The organism is Azospirillum baldaniorum, assembly GCF_003119195.2.
GTDB lineage: Bacteria > Pseudomonadota > Alphaproteobacteria > Azospirillales > Azospirillaceae > Azospirillum > Azospirillum baldaniorum.
On sequence record NZ_CP022253.1, the window covers coordinates 974,336 to 990,042 of the forward strand.

The following is a 15,707-nucleotide window of genomic DNA, read 5'->3' on the forward strand; positions in this document are numbered from 1 at the left end:
CTCCCTGTTACCGTCCGCGTGGTTTCGCCCGCGCCGTGGGTTCCGCCTCCAGCGGGTTGTCGGGCCAATAATGCTTGGGATACTGCCCCTTGAGGTCCGCCTTCACCGCCTTGTAGGCGTTGGCCCAGAAGCTGGCGAGGTCGCGCGTCACCTGCACCGGGCGGCGGGCCGGCGACAGCAGGTGCAGCAGCAGCGGCACCCGCCCGCCGGCGATGCGCGGCGTCTCGGCCAGCCCGAACATCTCCTGCAGCCGGACGGCCAGCACCGGCTCGTCCCCGCTGTAATCGATGGGGATGCGGGAGCCGCTGGGCACCTCGACATGGGTCGGCGCCTCCTTGTCCAGCCGCTGCTGCATCGCCCAGGACAGCAACCCACGCAACGCGTTGCCCAGCTCCACCCGGTCGAGATGCGCGCGGCGCGAGGCGCCGTTCAGGAAGGGCGCCAGCCAGTCCTCCATCGTCTCCAGCAGGGCGGCGTCGGAGACGTCCGGCCACTCCTCGCCCTCCCGGCGGCGCAGGAACAGGACGCGCGTCTGCCACTTGCGCAGCTCGTCGCTCCAGGGCAGGGCGGTCAGCCCCATCTCCCGGATGCCCTGCAGCATGGCGGCGGCGATGGCCTCGGCGGGCGGGTTGGGCAGGCGCTTGTCCTCCAACGCCAGGGCGAACAGCATGCGGCGGCGGCGGGCCAGCACCGTCTGCTCCCGCCCGTCCCAGGCGACCACGGTCTCGCTGCGGATGTGCTCGGCGAAGGCCTCCTCCAGCTCCGCCAGCGTGAGCGGGGCGGCCAGGAAGATGCGCGACTCGCGGGCGGCCCCGTCCAGGTCGGCGACGGCCAGCCAGTCCTCGGCGGTCAGCGGCTCGGCGTCCTGGAAATAGGCGCCGCGCCCGTTGGACAGCCGGTACTGCGCGGCGGCCCCGCCCGCGCTGCCGCCGGGACGGCGCTGGCCGATGCGGTCGGGATAAGCCAGGGCGACCAGCAGGCCGGTGGCGCCGAGATCGCCACCATTGCCCTTCACGCCCAACTGCCGCTTCCAGTTCCGGGCCTGCTTCAACGCCTGCTGGGCGCCGCCGCGCTCCACGGTCAGGCCACGCCCGGCACCGCGCACCCGGCCCTCATCGTCGAGCCCGCGCAGCAGCTCCACGCGCAGCCGCAGATCGGCGTCGCGGAAGCCCGGCTGGGCGCGGACGATGTCGCGCTCGCCGAGCAGGGCGGCGACCTCGCAGGCCAGCGCCCCCAGCCCCATCGCCTTGCCCTTCAGCATCATGTGGGCCAGCCGGGGATGCACGCCGAAGCCGGCCATGCGGCGGCCGTGGGCGGTGATGCCGCCGTCGGCGTCCAGCGCCCCCAGCTCGCGCAGCAGCTCCCGCGCCTGGGCCATGGCGGCGGCGGGCGGCGGGTCGAGCCAGGCGAGCGACGACGGGTCGGACACGCCCCACACCGCCAGCTCCAGCGCCAGCGGGGCGAGGTCGGCGTCCATGATCTCCGGCGGGGTGAAAGGGGCCAGCGCCTTGTGCGACGGCTCCGGCCACAGGCGGTAGCAGACGCCGGGCTCCAACCGGCCGGCGCGGCCCCGCCGCTGCTCCGCCGACGCCTGGGAGACCTTGGCGGTGACCAGCCGCGTCATGCCGCTGCGCGGGTCGAAGCGGGGGACCCGCATCAGCCCGCCGTCCACGACGATGCGGATGCCCTCGATGGTCAGGCTGGTTTCGGCGATAGGGGTGGCGAGGACGATCTTGCGCGTGCCCGGCGGGCTTGGGGCGATGGCGCGGTCCTGGGCGTCCGCCGTCAGGTCGCCGTAGAGCGGGGCGATCACCGTGCCGGGGCCGAGGTCCGATCCCTCCAGAAGGCTCTGCACCCGCCGGATCTCCCCGGCGCCGGGCAGGAAGACCAGCGCGTTGCCGCTCTCCTCGCGCAGGGCGCGGCGGACGGCGGTGGCCACGGCGTCTTCAATACGGGTGCCGGTGCCGGGGGCGTCGAGGTGGCGGGTCTCCACCGGGAAGGCCCGGCCCTCGCTGGTCACCATCGGGGCGTCGCCCAGCAGTGCGGCGACCGGACCGCCGTCCAGCGTCGCGGACATCACCACCAGCCGCAGGTCGTCGCGCAATGCGCCGCGCGCCTCCTGCACCAGGGCCAGCGCCAGATCGCTGTCGATGCCGCGCTCGTGGAACTCGTCGAACAGCACGGCGCCGACCGCCGGCAGCTCGGGGTCCTCCTGAAGCTGGCGCAGGAACAGGCCGTCGGTCACCACCTCGATCCGGGTCTTCGGCCCGACCTTGGTGTCCAGCCGCACACGGTACCCGACCGTCTCGCCGACGCTTTCCCCCAGCATCGCGGCCATGCGGCGGGCGGCGGCGCGGGCGGCCAGCCGCCGCGGCTCCAGCACGATCACCTTGCGCCCGGCCAGCCAGGGCCGGTCGAGCAGGGCCAGCGGCACGCGGGTGGTCTTGCCCGCCCCCGGCGGCGCCTGGAGCACCGCCACGCCGCGCCCGTCCAGCGCGGCCAGCAGCTCGGGAAGCACGGGATCGATGGGAAGGGGCGGGATGCTCATGAGTTCTGTGAACCGGTGGAGAGGGGCGCCGCCCGTGTTCCTGGCAGCGGCGGGCGCCCCGGTCAAGCCTTCCGCCGGGCGTTGGTGGCTATTCGGTCTCCTCCCGGCAGAAGACCCCGGCCTCGGTGTCGTGGGTGAACAGCTCGGCGTAGCGCGCCCAGCCGGTGACGGCGTTCAGCGTCTCCTCGGCGTAGTCCTCGCTCATGAAGGCTTCCAGCTCGCGGGCGAACGGGGCGTAGGGGACGCGGTGGTCGGGGCGCTCCGCCAGGGCGGCGTCGATGTGCGCGGCGAGCGGCACGAAATGGACCAGATGCTCGGCGAACAGCGCCTTGCGGTCGTCCATCCCGGCCTCGGCGAACAGGCGGCCCGGCTCGGTCAGCCGGATGTCCCCCTCCGCCACCTCGGCGAATCCCAGCATCTGGAGCGTCTCGGCGATGGGGAAGAGGTCGTCGATCTCGTGTCGCAGCGCCGCCGCGAGGTGCGGCAGGTCCGCCTTGCCCTGGTAGGGCGGGGCGGCCAGCGTCTCCATCAGGCCGGCCAGCAGGTTCGTCGAGACGTGCTGGAGCGGCTCGGCGTAGACCGGCCGCGGACGCCCGGCCGTTGTCCCCGGTGCCGTCGCCGGCGTGCTCAGCGGCTTGCGCGCGGTCATCCGGCCGTAGATGTCGTCGACCAGATCGCGGAAGTCCGGGGCCAGCCGGTTGCGCGGGTGCGGAATGTCCACCCGGATTTCCGCCGCCACGCGGCCCGGGTTGGAGGCGAAGACCAGGATGCGGTCGCACATCAGCACCGCCTCCTCGATGTTGTGGGTGACCATCAGGATCGACCGGGTCGGCAGCTTGCGCTCCATCCACAGGTCGAGCAGGTCGGTGCGCAGCGTCTCCGCCGTCAGCACGTCGAGCGCCGAGAAGGGCTCGTCCATCAGCAGGATTTCCGGATGGACGACCAGGGCGCGGGCGAAGCCGACGCGCTGGCGCATCCCGCCGGACAGCTCCTTGGGGTAGGCGCTCTCGAAGCCCGACAGGCCGATCAGGTCGATGGCCTCCTCGGCGCGCGCCGCCGCCTCGTTCGCGGGAACGCGCAGCGCCTTCAGCCCGGCCAGCACATTCTCCTCGACGGTCAGCCAGGGGAACAGCGCGAAGGACTGGAACACCATCGCCACCCCGTCGGTCGGCCCGGCCACCGGCGCGCCGTGGTGGAGGACTTGGCCGGAGGTCGGCCGCGCCAGCCCGGCGACGATGCGCAGCAGCGTGGACTTGCCCGAGCCGGAGCGGCCGAGCAGCCCGACGATCTCGCCGTCGCGCAGCGTCAGGTCCACGCCGTCGAGCACGACATACTGCTGGCCGGACGGCTTGCGGTAGGCCTGCCGGACGCCGTGGAGTTCAAAGAGGGGCGAGTTCTGCGTCATGGGTACGGCCTCCGTCAGGCAAGGCGCAGGCGGCGTTCAGCGTAGCCGTAGAGCGGACGCCAGAGCAGCCGGTTGAGCAGGGTGACGAACAGGGACATCACGGCGATGCCGAGCACGATGCGCGGGTAGTCCCCGGCGGCGGTCGCCTGGGCGATGTAGCTGCCCAGCCCGTGCGCGGTGACCTCGGCGTCGCCCCAGCGCACCGCCTCGGCGACGATGCTGGCGTTCCACGAGCCACCCGCCGCGGTCACCGCGCCGGTCAGGTAGTAGGGGAAGACGCCGGGCAGCATGACGTCGCGCCACCACTGCCAGCCGCGGATGCGGAAGCTGGACGCCGCCTCCTTGAGGTCGCTGGGGAAGGCGGCGGTCCCGGCGACGACGTTGAACAGGATGTACCACTGCGTGCCGAGGATCATCAGCGGGCTGAGCCAGACGTCCGGGTTCAGGTCGAAGCGCAGGATGGTGAGGACGGCGACCGGGAACAGCAGGTTGGCCGGGAAGGCCGCCAGGAACTGCGCCAGCGGCTGGACCGCCTCGGCAAGGCGCGGGCGCAGCCCGATCAGCACGCCGAGCGGCACCCAGACGAGCGAGGCGATGGCGATCAGCACCACGACGCGCAGCAGCGTCGCCGTTCCGAGCAGCAGGACGTTCCCGACGTCGCCCCAGCCGGCGCCGCCGGCGATGAACCGCACCAGGGTCCAGCCCAGGGCGAGCGCCGCCACCGCGACGACCGCGTACCACACCCGGTCGAGTGTGCGCTCAAGCGCGAGGGAGGGCGGGCCGGCGACCCGGCGGCGCAGGGCCGGGGGCAGGGCGGCGGTCAGGGCGGCAAGCGGCGACAGGCGCAGCCACGCCACCCGGCCGAGCAGGGACTCGACCGGCGCCAGCAGCGAGCGGCAGACGCGGGTGCGCTGGAACAGCCGCAGCACCCAGGACTCGGGCGCCTCCTGCGCGCCGGTCTGCTCGAAGCGGAACTTGTCGGCCCAGGCAACCAGCGGGCGGAACAGGAACTGGTCGTAGAGCAGGATGACCGCCAGCATCGCCAGCACCGCCCAGCCGACGGCGCCGAGGTCCTTCTGCGCGATGGCCTCGGCCAGATAGGAGCCGATGCCAGGCAGCGTGACGGTGTGGTCGCCGACGGTGATCGCCTCCGACGCGACGACGAAGAACCAGCCGCCGGACATCGACATCATCATATTCCAGACCAGCCCCGGCATGGCGAAGGGCGCCTCCAGCCGCCAGAAGCGCTGCCAGCCGGAAAAGCGGAAGCTGGTGGCCGCCTCGTCCAGATCGCGCGGCACCGAGCGTAGCGACTGGTAGACGCTGAAGGTCATGTTCCAGGCCTGGCTGGTGAAGATGGCGAAGATCGCCGCGCATTCGGCGCCCAGCACGCTGCCGGGGAACAGCGACAGGAAGAAGACCACGGTGAAGGAGATGTAGCCGAGCACCGGCACCGACTGGAGCACGTCCAGCACGGGGATCAGCACCATGCCGGCCCGGCGGCTCTTCGCCGCCAGCGTGGCGTAGGTGAAGGTGAAGAGCAGCGAGGCCGCCATCGCCGCCAGCATGCGCAGCGTCGAGCGCAGCGCATAGTCCGGCAGGTTCCAGGGGTCGAGCGAGACGGCCGGCGCGTCGAGGCTCGCCAATGGTGCCGTCATCTGGTGACCGCCGACGGCGGTCAGGGCGAGCAGGCCGACGACCAGCGGCAGGGCCACGAGGTCCCAGCGGTTGGGCGTGGCGGTCGCCGTTTTCACGGAAACGCTTGTCTGGGTCCAGACCATGGCCCCTCCATCCTGCGGCCGGATCGGAGTCCGGTCGCGTTCGGCATGCGCAATCGGCGTGTGCAGGCACCCGACGCCGTGCGGCGTCGGGTGGGCGTCAAAGGGGAAGGATGGCGGTCAGCCCGGCGCTGGCGGCGGCAAGGGCGCGCACGCGCTCTGGTGTGTGGGCGCGCGGAACGGCATCGGAATGGTGATGGAAGACGTCACCATGGTTCACCTGTGCGGCTGTCGGCATCGCGGCCGGCCGTGGCGAACCTGCGAAAAGGTCAGGCCAGGATCGGCAGAGTACCGAAGATTGGTCGGGGTCGACGACTGTGGCTGTCCATCTCTTGCTTTCTCGGCGCGGGACCGGACCGCGCGTCCGGACGCCCGCCAATCATGCGGTGACGTTGGTGCTGATCTATTCCTGGAATTGAAGCCGGTCAAGCGCGCGGCGGCGTTTCTTGGCGATCATTGCAGAGGTTTCATGTTGCCCGCCCTTCGCCGTCGGAGCGAGGGCTGCGCCTCCGGATGCAGATCGTCGAGGGCGTGTCAAAGTGTCGCAGAAGCCCGCAGCCGGCCAGCGATCCGAGAACCTTTCGCAACAAGGCGTTATGGTTCAAATAACCACAATCCATTTGTGACTTAACGATCTCGGGACCCTATGGCCAACATTCACGACCCCGCCCTGTTCCTCGCCCACGCCTGCGCGCTGGAGGAGGACGCCGCCAACCGTTTCGCCGACCTGTCGGAGGCCATGAAGACCTACGGCAACGCGGACGTCGCGGCCTTCTTCGCCAAGATGGCCGAGTTCTCGCGCTTGCATCTGGCGGACGCCCGCAAGCGCTCCGCCTTCCGCGACGTGCCGGTGCTCGCCCCGGAAGACTTCCAGTGGCCGGACGACGAGAGCCCGGAAGCGGCCTCCATGGAAGGCTCGCACTATCTGATGACGGTGGATTACGCGCTGGAGCTGGCGCTCGACAGCGAAAAGCGCGGGCACGCCTTCTACGCCGACGTGGCGGCCTCCACCACGGACCCGGAGGTCCGCATGATGGCCGAGGAGTTCGCCTCGGAAGAGGCGGAGCATGTGGCGGAACTGGAGCGCTGGATCGAGCGCTTCCCCAAGAAGGGGTAAAAGCCGTTTCCCGCGGTTTCCGCCCTTGCGGGAACCGCGGGAAGGGCGAACGAGCGCCTTACTTGGACAGGTCGGCGTAGTCGTACTCGTACTTTTTGTCCGCCGGCTTGAAGGTCTTGAAGGCGGCGATGACGTCGTCCACCGACACGCCCGCCGGCACGTTGAGAATCTCGTACACGACCGAGCTGCCGCTGGTCGGGCCAACGTCGGCGTTGCGGTGAGCCTGGGAAATCAGGCCCTCGCCGGCCTTCTTGATCATGATCGAAGCCATATCCGTTCCGTCTCCTGTTACACGTCGCCCGACGCAGCAATATCCATAACTCGAATAAGGGTATGGGGCCAATGGATAAATTGCTGCGGCGCGTCAGCGGCGGGTGATCCAGAGCGCGGTCACGTCGTCGTTCAACCGTTCGCCATGAAGTGCGGCGTGGTGGGCCATCAGGGCGGGCAGGGGGCGCTCGGGGGCGTCCGCCGCCGCGCGCTCGGCCAGACGGAGCAGGCCGTCCTCGCCCAGCATGGCGCCCTCGGCGTTCCGGGCTTCGCTCAGCCCGTCGGAATAGAGGAACAAGCTGTCGCCGCGCCGCAGCGGCACGCGCCGGTTCGTGTAGGCGGAGTCCGGGAAGGCGCCGAGGAGCGGGCCGGAGGCGTCCAGCGGCTGGATGCCGAAGTTGGTCATCAGGAGGGGGCTGGGCGACGCGGCGGCGGCGTAGAGCAGCGTGTCGTCGGCCCGGTCGATCACCCCGTAAAAGGCGGTGGCGAACTGGCCCAGCGGCAGGATCTCGCACAGCCGACCGTTCAGTTGGCGGAGCAGGCCGGCGGGGTCGCGCAACTCCTCCGGCGGGGTGCGGGTCAGCAGCGTGTGCAGGCGGAAGGCGTTGATCGCCGCGGCGATGCCGTGGCCCGACAGGTCGGCGGCGAAGATCCCGACGCGGGTCCCGTCGAACGCGAAGGCCGTCCAGAAGTCGCCGCCGATCTCGTCCGACGCGCGGAAGACCGAGTCCACCATCAGCCCGTTCCGTTCGGCGAGGGCGGCCAGCTCCGCCGCCTCCGGGACCAGGGCGAGCTGCATCGCGCGGGCCTGCCGCAGGTCGCGCTCCACCCGCTCGTGGAAGGCGCGCAGCTCCTGCACCATCGACCGGCGCTCCAGATGGTAGCGCACGCGGGCGATGCATTCGCCGGGGTTGATCGGCTTGGCGATCAGGTCGGTCGCCCCGGCGCTGAAGCAGACCGTCCTCATCTGATCGGAGTGCAGCGCGCTCTGCATCAGGATCGGCAGGTCGCGCCAGCGTGGGTCGCCGCGCAGGCTGCGGCAGACTCCGATGCCGTCCATCCGCGGCATGGCCGCGTCGAGCAGCAGCAGGTCGGGGGCAAAGCTCTCCAAACGCTCCATCACCTCTTCCGCGGAGGAGGCGAAGGCGACTTGGGTGATGCCGGCCCATTGCAGGAAGCGGGTCAACGTCCTGCGGTTGAAGGCGCTGTCGTCGGCGATCAGCACCCGGCAGCCGCCGAGCGGGATGCCCAGTTCCATCCCGTAGACCGACGCGCCGGGGCGGGCGGGGCGCGGCGGAGCGGCGTCGTCCGTGCCGGGCGGCACCGTCATGGCGCGGGCGTGGCCCATCGCGTCCGCTCCCGCCGCGTCAGTCGGCGATGTTGAACATGGTGTGGAACTTGGCGATCGTGATCAGGCGCCGCACCTCGTCGCGGGCGCCGCGGATCGCGAAGTCCAGATTGCGCCGCTGCGCGGTGTCGCGGGCGATGATGAACATGCCGAGGCCGGAGGAGTCGACGAAGTCGAGCCGCGACAGGTCGAACACCACCCGGTGCCCCGCCGGCCGCTCGAAGGTGGCGATGACGTCACGGAAGGTGTCGTGGTCGGCAAAGGTCATGCGCCCGCTCAGCACGATTTCGGTGCTGGCCGGGGCCTCGCGGACGGAGAAATCCATGGCGGCGCTCATCTGTGGTTCACCCGTGGCCGAAGAGAGGCGCAATCCTCCGCCGGTGCGCTTGATGGGCGATGGGGCTGGCGGGGACGCGGGCGCATTCTAGGTCGCCGGGAATTGCACTTTGATGACGCTGCCGTGTCAGCAGCGCGTTATCCGGTCCAGATGGGCCGATCTTATTGCAGCGCGGCCTCTTCCACCCGTGGATGCGACAGGCGTTCGGCGATTCCGCCGGCCAACCATGCCGAATAGGCATCGCGCCCCTCCGGCCCCAGCATGCCGTTGCGGCAGAAGGCCGATGCCTTGGCCGGCTTGGGAAGCGCCGAGTCGGGGAAACGCCAGAGCGGTAGGTCGGCCTGCCCGCTCAGCCGGTCGAGCGCCGCCGGCCGGTAGCCGTTGCCCGCGCCGTACAGACGCTCCTCCACCACCGCCGGGCGGGGCGGGAGCAGCAGGGCGATCCCGACCCCGGCGGCGCGCGCCTGATCGGCGAAGCGGCGCACCCGCTCGAAGGCGGGTGAGTCGTCGTTCATGCGGACGGCGGCGTCGCGGGCCTCCACCCAGCGGTCGGCGGCGGTGGCGGTCCAGCCCTGCAGACCGACGGCGTGGCACGGCTTGGCGTATTGCAGGGCGCTCTGGTCGGGCAGGTAGGAACGGCCGAGCATCGCCACCTCCGTCAGGTGGGAGCCGTAGCGGCGCAGGCCGGCGAAGTCGCCGCGTTCGGCGAACAGCAGGTCCACGTCCAGGAGGACCAGAGCCGGCTTGAGCTTCAGCACGTCGCCCAGCAGCGGCTCGAAGTCCTCGATGCGGGCGTGGTCGTGGACGATGCGCAGGAAATGCAGGCTTTCCACCCCGTGCTTCGCCGCCAGTGCGGCCATGCCGGGTTCGTCCAGGGTGGCGTGGCGCAGCGCCGAGTCACCCAGCGCCACCACCACGACGGGGGACAGGTCCCGCGCCGCCCGCTCCGCCGTCGCGGCGATGCGGTTGCTGTTGTACCAGGCGAAGGGCCGGTCGTGGAGGCTGTAGCCGGTCCAGAAGGCCCCCGCCGTCCCGGCCGCGAACAGGGCGGGGATCACCGCCAGAAGGGTGATCCACATCCGCCGCGGCTTCGCTTGCGGCCCGCTCCTTTCCTTCCGGTGCTTTTGCGGTTCAACAGGCCCGGTCATGGTCCCTCTGCTCCTCCCAGCGATGCACCCAAGCGATGCGCGGTGTCCGATGACACAAACACTCCGGGAGGGAGCAGGGTCCCGTGTTCCGCCGTGTTTTCCTATGACGAAGGGGGCATCCGTCCGGATCGTGCCGGAGTAGCCGGATACGGGCGCTTTCGTGTAGTCTTGCGCGAAAGGCGAGGCACGCATCGAGGCACAGGATGAGCACCGAAATCCGCACCTTCACGATCCCCGACGCGAGCGCGGACGAGGCCCAGGGGCACCTCTCCTCCTTCCTGCGCACGGTCGAGGTGCAGCGCATCGACACCGCCTACGCCGACGGCGGCTGGCGTGTTCTCGTCCTTTACAAGGATCTGAAGCGCAAGGAGGAATCCCTCCAGATCGAAGCCGCGATCAACGCCGCCCTCAACGGTTGGCGGGATCGCGCGGCGGCCCGTGAAGGGCTGTCGCGCGACGCCGTCCTGTCGGACGAACTGGTGCCGGAAATCGCCCGTTTCGCCCCCACGACGGAGCGCGAACTGTCCATCATCGTTGGCGCCCGCGACCTCGGCGTGGGCCACTTCGGCGGCGAGATCGTGCAGGTCGTCCGCGCGACCCTGGACGAACTGATCGACTGACACATTCGCTCTCCGGAACGGTATAGGCCGAAGGGCCGGGGGCCCCTGGGCGCTGTGCCGAAAGAGAAGCGGGACCCGCCGTAAGCCCGATTCCAGACGCTCCCACGCTGTGCCAGCATACCCTCGTAGTTTGCGGCAATGCAGCATGGCGGGGGCCATGGACGGAATATCCGGATCGAGAGGCGACGTTCCCGATTACCGCGCCATGGCGCGGGAACTGGAAGCGTTCAGCCGTCAAGCGGCGGAGCGCGCGGCGGCCACCGGCGACGGCAGCATGGACGCCCTGGCGCGGCGTCTCGAGCGCCACGCCGAACAAATCCAACATGATCTGGCCGAAGCCCCGATGCGCCGTTTCGGCTGGCGTCTAGGCCTTCTCCACCTTCAGCAGAGTGCCCTCGGCACCGACGATGCGGACGCGGGTTCCGGCGGGGAGATCGGGCCCCTCGACGGTCCAAAGCCCGTCGCCGATCTGCGCCCGGCCCCGCCCGTTGACGATGGGGCCGTCCAGCGTGTGCAGCGTCCCGATGTATTGCGCCGTCCGGCGGTTCAGATGCGGCGTGTGCGTCGTATGCGCTGACCCGCGGGACAGGAAGCGGGTTCCCACCAGCGCGGCGATGGCGAGCAGGGCGAACAGCAGCCCCTGATGCTCCCACGGCAGGGACGGCCAGACCAGGAGCACGAAGCCGACCAGCGCGGCGGCCCCGCCCAGCCAGAGGAAGGCCGCTCCCGGCGCCACCGTCTCCAGCGCGCCCAGCAGCACGGCCAGAACCCACCAGTGCCAGAATTCGATCATCGCGGGTCCGCCTTCGGGGTTTCGCCCAATCCTACGACTCCGGCGGCACCGGCGCATCGCGCCTGTTCGGCTCATCACGATTCCGGTCGTCTCGATTCCGGTCATCGCGATTCCAGGGGCTGCGCGGTGCCGGCGGCGGGGCGGCCGTTCCGGAGGACGCCGCTTGGTTCGCAGGGCGGTTCGGGAAGGCTTCGCGGGCGATCTCCGCAATGCCGCCGATGGCGCCGATCACGTTGGCGGCCTCCAGCGGCATGAACAGCACCTTCTGGTTCGGGGCGGCGGCCACCGCCGTCAGAGCGTCCACATAGCGCTGGGCGACGAAGTAGTTGATGGCCTGGACGTTGCCCCCGGCGATGGCGTCGGAGACCAGCCGGGTGGCCTCGGCTTCGGCCTGGGCGGAGCGCTCGCGCGCCTCGGCGTCGCGGAAGGCGGCCTCGCGCCGGCCTTCGGCCTGGAGGATGGCGGCTTGCTTGGCGCCCTCCGCCCGCAGGATGGCCGCCTGGCGCTGGCCCTCCGCCTCCAGGATGGAGGCGCGGCGGTCGCGCTCCGCCTTCATCTGGCGGGCCATGCTGTCCACGAGGTCGCGCGGCGGCTGGATGTCGCGGATCTCGATGCGCGTCACCTTGACACCCCAGGGGCTGGTCGCCTCGTCCACCACGCCGAGCAGGCGGGCGTTGATCTGGTCGCGCTGGGACAGCAATTCATCCAAGTCCATCGAGCCCATGACCGTGCGGGTGTTGGTCATGGTCAGGTTGAGGATCGCCAGCTCCAGGTTGTTGACCTCGTAGGAGGCCTTGGCGGCGTCGATCACCTGGAAGAAGACGACGCCGTCCGCGGTGACCATGGCGTTGTCGCGGGTGATGACCTCCTGCGATGGCACGTCGAGCACCGTCTCCATCATGCTCTGCTTGCGCCCTATGCGGTCGATCAGCGGCAGCAGCAGATGCAGGCCGGGCTGGAGCGTGCGGGTGTAGCGGCCGAACCGCTCCACCGTCCATTCCTGGCCCTGCGGCACGGTCCGCACGCCCAGCAGAACCAGCGCCAGCGCGAAGATCAGGAGCGCGATGACGAAGAGCGTCAGGCCGCTGGCCACCATCACCCCACCTCCCATCCGGTTGTTCCCTCCCTTGGACCATGCCACGGCGGGGCTGCCCCGGCCAGAGCTAGAGCGGTCAGAGCGTCAGCCAAGCAGGGCGCCGATCGGCTTCAGCGGCTCGTGCGCGTCGAACAGGATCTTCAGGATGGCCAGGATCGGCACCGCCAGCAGCGCGCCGGGGATGCCCCACATCCAGCCCCAGAACAGGATGGACACGAACACCGCGATGGGATTCAGCGCCAGCCGCCGCCCGACGATCATCGGGGTCAGGAAGTTGCCCTCCATCATCGTCAGCGCCACGAAGGTCAGCGGCGGCCCGAAGATGTGCACGCCCCCGTCGAAGGTGAGCGCCGACACCAGGAACAGAACCGCCGTCATCACCGCCGGCCCGATGAAGGGGACGTAGTTGATGAGCCCGGCGAGCGTTCCCCACAGCGCCGCGTTGGGTACCCCCCACAGCCACATCGCCAGCGTCGTCGCGAGGCCGAGTCCGATGTTGATGACCGTGATGGTCGCCAGATAGGCGGCGATGTTCTGCTGCACCGTGGCGGCGACCATGGCGTAATGCACGCGGTCGTCCACGTCGCGCATCGTGCCGATCAGCGCCTCCAGGCTTTGCCGCCCGCGGGCCAGGAAGAAATAGAGCAGCACCTGGAGGATCACCACGTTGGCGATCACCGCCTCCGCCTGATGCAGCACCTGCTCGGCCAGCGACGGGCCGCGCACCACCACCTCCCGCGCCGTACCGTTGCGGTCGGAGGCCATCTGCTCGATCTGGCGGGAGGCCTCGCGGGCGCGGTCGATCCCCTCGCGGATGTCGCCCAGCTTGAACTCCAGCTCGTGGACCACGCGGGGCATCCGGTTGACCCATTCAGTGGCCGGGGTCGCCAGCGTGAAGATGGCCCCCAGCCCGGCGCCGAACACCACGATCACCACCACCGCCGCCCCCAGCGCCTCCGGCAGGCCAAGCCGGTAGAGGCCGCGCACGCAGGGGCGCAGCAGAAGGCTGAGGATCAGCGCCAGCATGATCGGCAGCAGAACGTCGCGCCCGAAATACAGCGTGAACAGCAGCGCGATGACGAACAGCCCCACCACCGCCACCCGCACCGGGTCGCGGGGGTTCCGGGCCGGGGGCAGGGGCTCGGTCACCGGCTCCGGCGGCGGGCTCAGGGGCGGGTCGATCGTGCGGTCGCTCATCGGGGGCAGGCACTCCGGGAGTAGCGGGCCGGGGGGCGCTTGACGGCGCCGGACCCCCGCCCGATTTAGGGGTATTCCAGGACCGCGCCCACGCGGCCCCGCTTCGCGATGACCGGAGTTCCACGAGATGCGCAGCCCGTTCCCTTCGATAAACATCCGCCGCGGCCTGATGGTCCTGGCGCTATCCGTGCTGCCACCGATGGCCGCCTCCACCGCTGCTTTGGCCGAGGACGCCGTCGTCGGGCGCTTCTCCAACGATTGGACCGGCAACGGGCTTCAGGTGCAGGCGATTGAGGACCCGAAGGTGAAGGGCATCACCTGCCATCTGGTGGATTTCGACCGCAGCGTGCTCGACCGGCTGACCAAGGGGAACTGGTTCGAGGACCCGTCCAACGCCTCCATCGCCTGCCGGCGCACCGGGCCGCTGGTGATCGGCGACATCGAGCTGTCGCAGAAGGGGGAGGAGGTCTTTTCCGAGCGCAAGAGCCTGGTCTTCAAGTCCATCGCCATCCGCCGCATCTACGACCGGGTGAACGACACGCTGATCTACGTCGTCTACAGCCGCCAAGTGAAGGACGCCTCGGCGAAGATGGCCATCTCCAGCGTGCCGCTGATCGACACGAACCCCCAATGGGAAAAGGGCAAACCCCCCGTGAAGTGATCGGAGGAAATGATCGGATGGCTTGCAATCGGGCGGGCGCGGCGCCATCATCAGGCTTGGGAGGCAGGGGCTCCTATCCCCCGCCTCCCGGCCCGATCACTGCCGGTTCAGAAGATCAAGGATCGCCTTGACGATCTGGAGCAGCAGGATCAGGAGACCGAGGATTTCCTTCATCCTCCGAGCCTCCTCGTTGAGCGGCGGGGTGGTGGCACTCCACCACCCGTCCGCGCCTCCACCTCGCACGGGGTGCGGGATGGGCGCAACGGAAACTCCACGCATGCGTGTGCGGCGGATTGGCCGGTCGAACCCGTGGCCTTTCGTCAGGTCTTGCCGTGGTGGGACCGCCACTTGCGCCACAGCAGATAGAAGCCGGGCGCCAGCGTCACGATCAGGATGATGCGCACCATGTGGTGGGTGGCGACCAGCGCCACGTCGATGTTCAGCGCCAGCGCGACCAGCGTCATCTCGGCCAGCCCGCCCGGCGCGAAGGCGAGGATCAGCGCGGCCAGCCCCAGCCCCGTCGCTTCGTCCACCATCCAGGCCGCCGCCGTGGTCACCAGCAGCATCAGCCCGGTGAGGCCCAGCGCGGTCAGTCCGTCGCGCCCGATGCGGCGGATGTTCAGACCGGTGAAGCGGCAGCCCAGCGACGCCCCGATCACCACCTGGGCCGCGGCAACCAGCACGCCCGGCGGCTTGCCCTCGGTCAGGCCGGCGAGGTGGATCGCGGCGGACAGCAGCATCGGTCCGACGATCTGGGCGGCGGGGATGCGCAGCAGCTTCGCCAGGGGATAGCCCAGCGCGCAGGCGGACAGCAGCGCCACGTCCAGCGGGGCGAGCGACAGCAGGGGTGGGCCGAGTGTGCCGCGCCGCGCCGGGTCGTACAGCCCCAGCGCCTGGAAGGCGAAGGGGATGACCAGCACCACCAGCATCACCCGCAGCGCGTGGGACAGCGCCATGGTCCGGCTGTCGCCGCCCATCTGGGTGCCGACCATCACCATCTCGTTCAACCCGCCGGGGGTGGCGGTGAAGAAGGAGGTGGGCGGGTCCAGCCGGGCCGCCCGGCGCAGGTACTGCACGCCCAGCGTGGTCGCCAGCACGAGATAGACGGCCAGCGCGCTCAGCGACAGGCTCCATTCGCCGAGCCGCCCCAGGATGTCCGGGGTGAAGCCGCTGCCCAGCATCACGCCGAGGATCATGATCATGGCGTTGCGCAGCGGCTTCGGCACATGCAGCGCGACACCGGCCATGGCGGCGACCGTGGTGGCGGTCATGGCGCCGATCATCCAGGCCAGCGGCAGGTGGAAATAGCTGAACAGCGCGCCCCCCGCCGTCCCCAGTGCGAGGGCGAGCGTGAAGGGCCGGAGCCCCGGTCCGATGGTCATGCCGTTC

General features: G+C 70.3%; 15 protein-coding genes. 3 read left to right on the forward strand and 12 right to left on the reverse strand.

Annotated features, from left to right (window positions below):
* Positions 1-7: 7 nt before the first annotated feature.
* The 4 genes from hrpB to Sp245p_RS34800 all read right to left on the reverse strand — a co-directional run bounded on the left by hrpB (position 8) and on the right by Sp245p_RS34800 (position 5,969).
* Positions 8-2,548 carry an ATP-dependent helicase HrpB gene (gene hrpB, locus Sp245p_RS04580; RefSeq protein ID WP_109138383.1) on the reverse strand — a complete coding sequence of 847 codons (2,541 nt, stop codon included), beginning with the start codon at positions 2,546-2,548 and terminating at the stop codon, positions 8-10.
* Between the two features lie 88 nt (positions 2,549-2,636).
* On the reverse strand, positions 2,637-3,953 hold the full coding sequence (locus Sp245p_RS04585; protein ID WP_109138384.1) for an ABC transporter ATP-binding protein: 1,317 nt from the start codon (positions 3,951-3,953) through the stop codon (positions 2,637-2,639).
* Positions 3,954-3,967: 14 nt separating this feature from the next.
* A complete protein-coding gene (locus tag Sp245p_RS04590; protein ID WP_338084123.1) occupies positions 3,968-5,707 on the reverse strand; it encodes an ABC transporter permease in 1,740 nt (579 codons plus the stop codon).
* A 124-nt stretch (positions 5,708-5,831) separates the two neighbouring features.
* Positions 5,832-5,969 (reverse strand): hypothetical protein, encoded by a 138-nt coding sequence (locus Sp245p_RS34800; protein WP_165359964.1) that lies wholly within the window; start codon positions 5,967-5,969, stop codon positions 5,832-5,834.
* Between the two features lie 408 nt (positions 5,970-6,377).
* Between Sp245p_RS34800 and Sp245p_RS04595 the strand changes: the two genes are divergently transcribed.
* Positions 6,378-6,848: a ferritin-like domain-containing protein gene (locus Sp245p_RS04595; RefSeq protein WP_014241291.1), complete on the forward strand. Its 471-nt coding sequence runs from the start codon at positions 6,378-6,380 to the stop codon at positions 6,846-6,848.
* 58 nt (positions 6,849-6,906) lie between these two features.
* On the opposite strand, the gene Sp245p_RS04600 is transcribed toward Sp245p_RS04595, so the two are convergent.
* The 4 genes from Sp245p_RS04600 to Sp245p_RS04615 form a co-directional block, all read right to left on the reverse strand.
* Positions 6,907-7,119, reverse strand: coding sequence for a hypothetical protein (locus Sp245p_RS04600; protein ID WP_014241290.1), 213 nt, complete (start codon positions 7,117-7,119; stop codon positions 6,907-6,909).
* A gap of 93 nt (positions 7,120-7,212) precedes the next feature.
* Positions 7,213-8,466, reverse strand: coding sequence for a PP2C family protein-serine/threonine phosphatase (locus Sp245p_RS04605; protein WP_014241289.1), 1,254 nt, complete (start codon positions 8,464-8,466; stop codon positions 7,213-7,215).
* Between the two features lie 19 nt (positions 8,467-8,485).
* Positions 8,486-8,803, reverse strand: coding sequence for an STAS domain-containing protein (locus tag Sp245p_RS04610; RefSeq protein WP_236778167.1), 318 nt, complete (start codon positions 8,801-8,803; stop codon positions 8,486-8,488).
* A gap of 161 nt (positions 8,804-8,964) precedes the next feature.
* Positions 8,965-9,882: a hypothetical protein gene (locus tag Sp245p_RS04615; protein WP_109138385.1), complete on the reverse strand. Its 918-nt coding sequence runs from the start codon at positions 9,880-9,882 to the stop codon at positions 8,965-8,967.
* Positions 9,883-10,154: 272 nt separating this feature from the next.
* Between Sp245p_RS04615 and Sp245p_RS04620 the strand changes: the two genes are divergently transcribed.
* Positions 10,155-10,571: an HRDC domain-containing protein gene (locus Sp245p_RS04620; protein ID WP_014241284.1), complete on the forward strand. Its 417-nt coding sequence runs from the start codon at positions 10,155-10,157 to the stop codon at positions 10,569-10,571.
* 364 nt (positions 10,572-10,935) lie between these two features.
* On the opposite strand, the gene Sp245p_RS04625 is transcribed toward Sp245p_RS04620, so the two are convergent.
* The 3 genes from Sp245p_RS04625 to Sp245p_RS04635 form a co-directional block, all read right to left on the reverse strand.
* Complete coding sequence (locus tag Sp245p_RS04625; RefSeq protein WP_014241283.1) at positions 10,936-11,364, reverse strand: NfeD family protein; 429 nt, start codon at positions 11,362-11,364, stop codon at positions 10,936-10,938.
* Between the two features lie 31 nt (positions 11,365-11,395).
* A complete protein-coding gene (locus Sp245p_RS04630) occupies positions 11,396-12,460 on the reverse strand; it encodes an SPFH domain-containing protein (RefSeq protein ID WP_082188178.1) in 1,065 nt (354 codons plus the stop codon).
* A gap of 84 nt (positions 12,461-12,544) precedes the next feature.
* A complete protein-coding gene (locus Sp245p_RS04635) occupies positions 12,545-13,657 on the reverse strand; it encodes an AI-2E family transporter (protein ID WP_014241281.1) in 1,113 nt (370 codons plus the stop codon).
* A gap of 127 nt (positions 13,658-13,784) precedes the next feature.
* On the opposite strand from Sp245p_RS04635, the gene Sp245p_RS04640 reads away from it, so the two are divergent.
* A complete protein-coding gene (locus Sp245p_RS04640) occupies positions 13,785-14,318 on the forward strand; it encodes a CreA family protein (RefSeq protein WP_014241280.1) in 534 nt (177 codons plus the stop codon).
* Between the two features lie 320 nt (positions 14,319-14,638).
* On the opposite strand, the gene Sp245p_RS04645 is transcribed toward Sp245p_RS04640, so the two are convergent.
* Positions 14,639-15,700: an AbrB family transcriptional regulator gene (locus Sp245p_RS04645; protein ID WP_014241279.1), complete on the reverse strand. Its 1,062-nt coding sequence runs from the start codon at positions 15,698-15,700 to the stop codon at positions 14,639-14,641.
* Positions 15,701-15,707 lie beyond the last annotated feature (7 nt).

What these genes read in the sequence shown, in the direction of transcription:
- hrpB (WP_109138383.1), bottom strand. Translation starts at nt 2,548, where the DNA reads ATGAGCATCCCGCCCCTTCCCATCGATCCCGTGCTTCCCGAGCTGCTG.
- Sp245p_RS04585 (WP_109138384.1), bottom strand. Translation starts at nt 3,953, where the DNA reads ATGACGCAGAACTCGCCCCTCTTTGAACTCCACGGCGTCCGGCAGGCC.
- Sp245p_RS34800 (WP_165359964.1), bottom strand. Translation starts at nt 5,969, where the DNA reads ATGCCGACAGCCGCACAGGTGAACCATGGTGACGTCTTCCATCACCAT.
- Sp245p_RS04595 (WP_014241291.1), top strand. Translation starts at nt 6,378, where the DNA reads ATGGCCAACATTCACGACCCCGCCCTGTTCCTCGCCCACGCCTGCGCG.
- Sp245p_RS04600 (WP_014241290.1), bottom strand. Translation starts at nt 7,119, where the DNA reads ATGGCTTCGATCATGATCAAGAAGGCCGGCGAGGGCCTGATTTCCCAG.
- Sp245p_RS04605 (WP_014241289.1), bottom strand. Translation starts at nt 8,466, where the DNA reads ATGGGCCACGCCCGCGCCATGACGGTGCCGCCCGGCACGGACGACGCC.
- Sp245p_RS04610 (WP_236778167.1), bottom strand. Translation starts at nt 8,803, where the DNA reads ATGAGCGCCGCCATGGATTTCTCCGTCCGCGAGGCCCCGGCCAGCACC.
- Sp245p_RS04615 (WP_109138385.1), bottom strand. Translation starts at nt 9,882, where the DNA reads ATGTGGATCACCCTTCTGGCGGTGATCCCCGCCCTGTTCGCGGCCGGG.
- Sp245p_RS04620 (WP_014241284.1), top strand. Translation starts at nt 10,155, where the DNA reads ATGAGCACCGAAATCCGCACCTTCACGATCCCCGACGCGAGCGCGGAC.
- Sp245p_RS04625 (WP_014241283.1), bottom strand. Translation starts at nt 11,364, where the DNA reads ATGATCGAATTCTGGCACTGGTGGGTTCTGGCCGTGCTGCTGGGCGCG.
- Sp245p_RS04630 (WP_082188178.1), bottom strand. Translation starts at nt 12,460, where the DNA reads ATGGTGGCCAGCGGCCTGACGCTCTTCGTCATCGCGCTCCTGATCTTC.
- Sp245p_RS04635 (WP_014241281.1), bottom strand. Translation starts at nt 13,657, where the DNA reads ATGAGCGACCGCACGATCGACCCGCCCCTGAGCCCGCCGCCGGAGCCG.
- Sp245p_RS04640 (WP_014241280.1), top strand. Translation starts at nt 13,785, where the DNA reads ATGCGCAGCCCGTTCCCTTCGATAAACATCCGCCGCGGCCTGATGGTC.
- Sp245p_RS04645 (WP_014241279.1), bottom strand. Translation starts at nt 15,700, where the DNA reads ATGACCATCGGACCGGGGCTCCGGCCCTTCACGCTCGCCCTCGCACTG.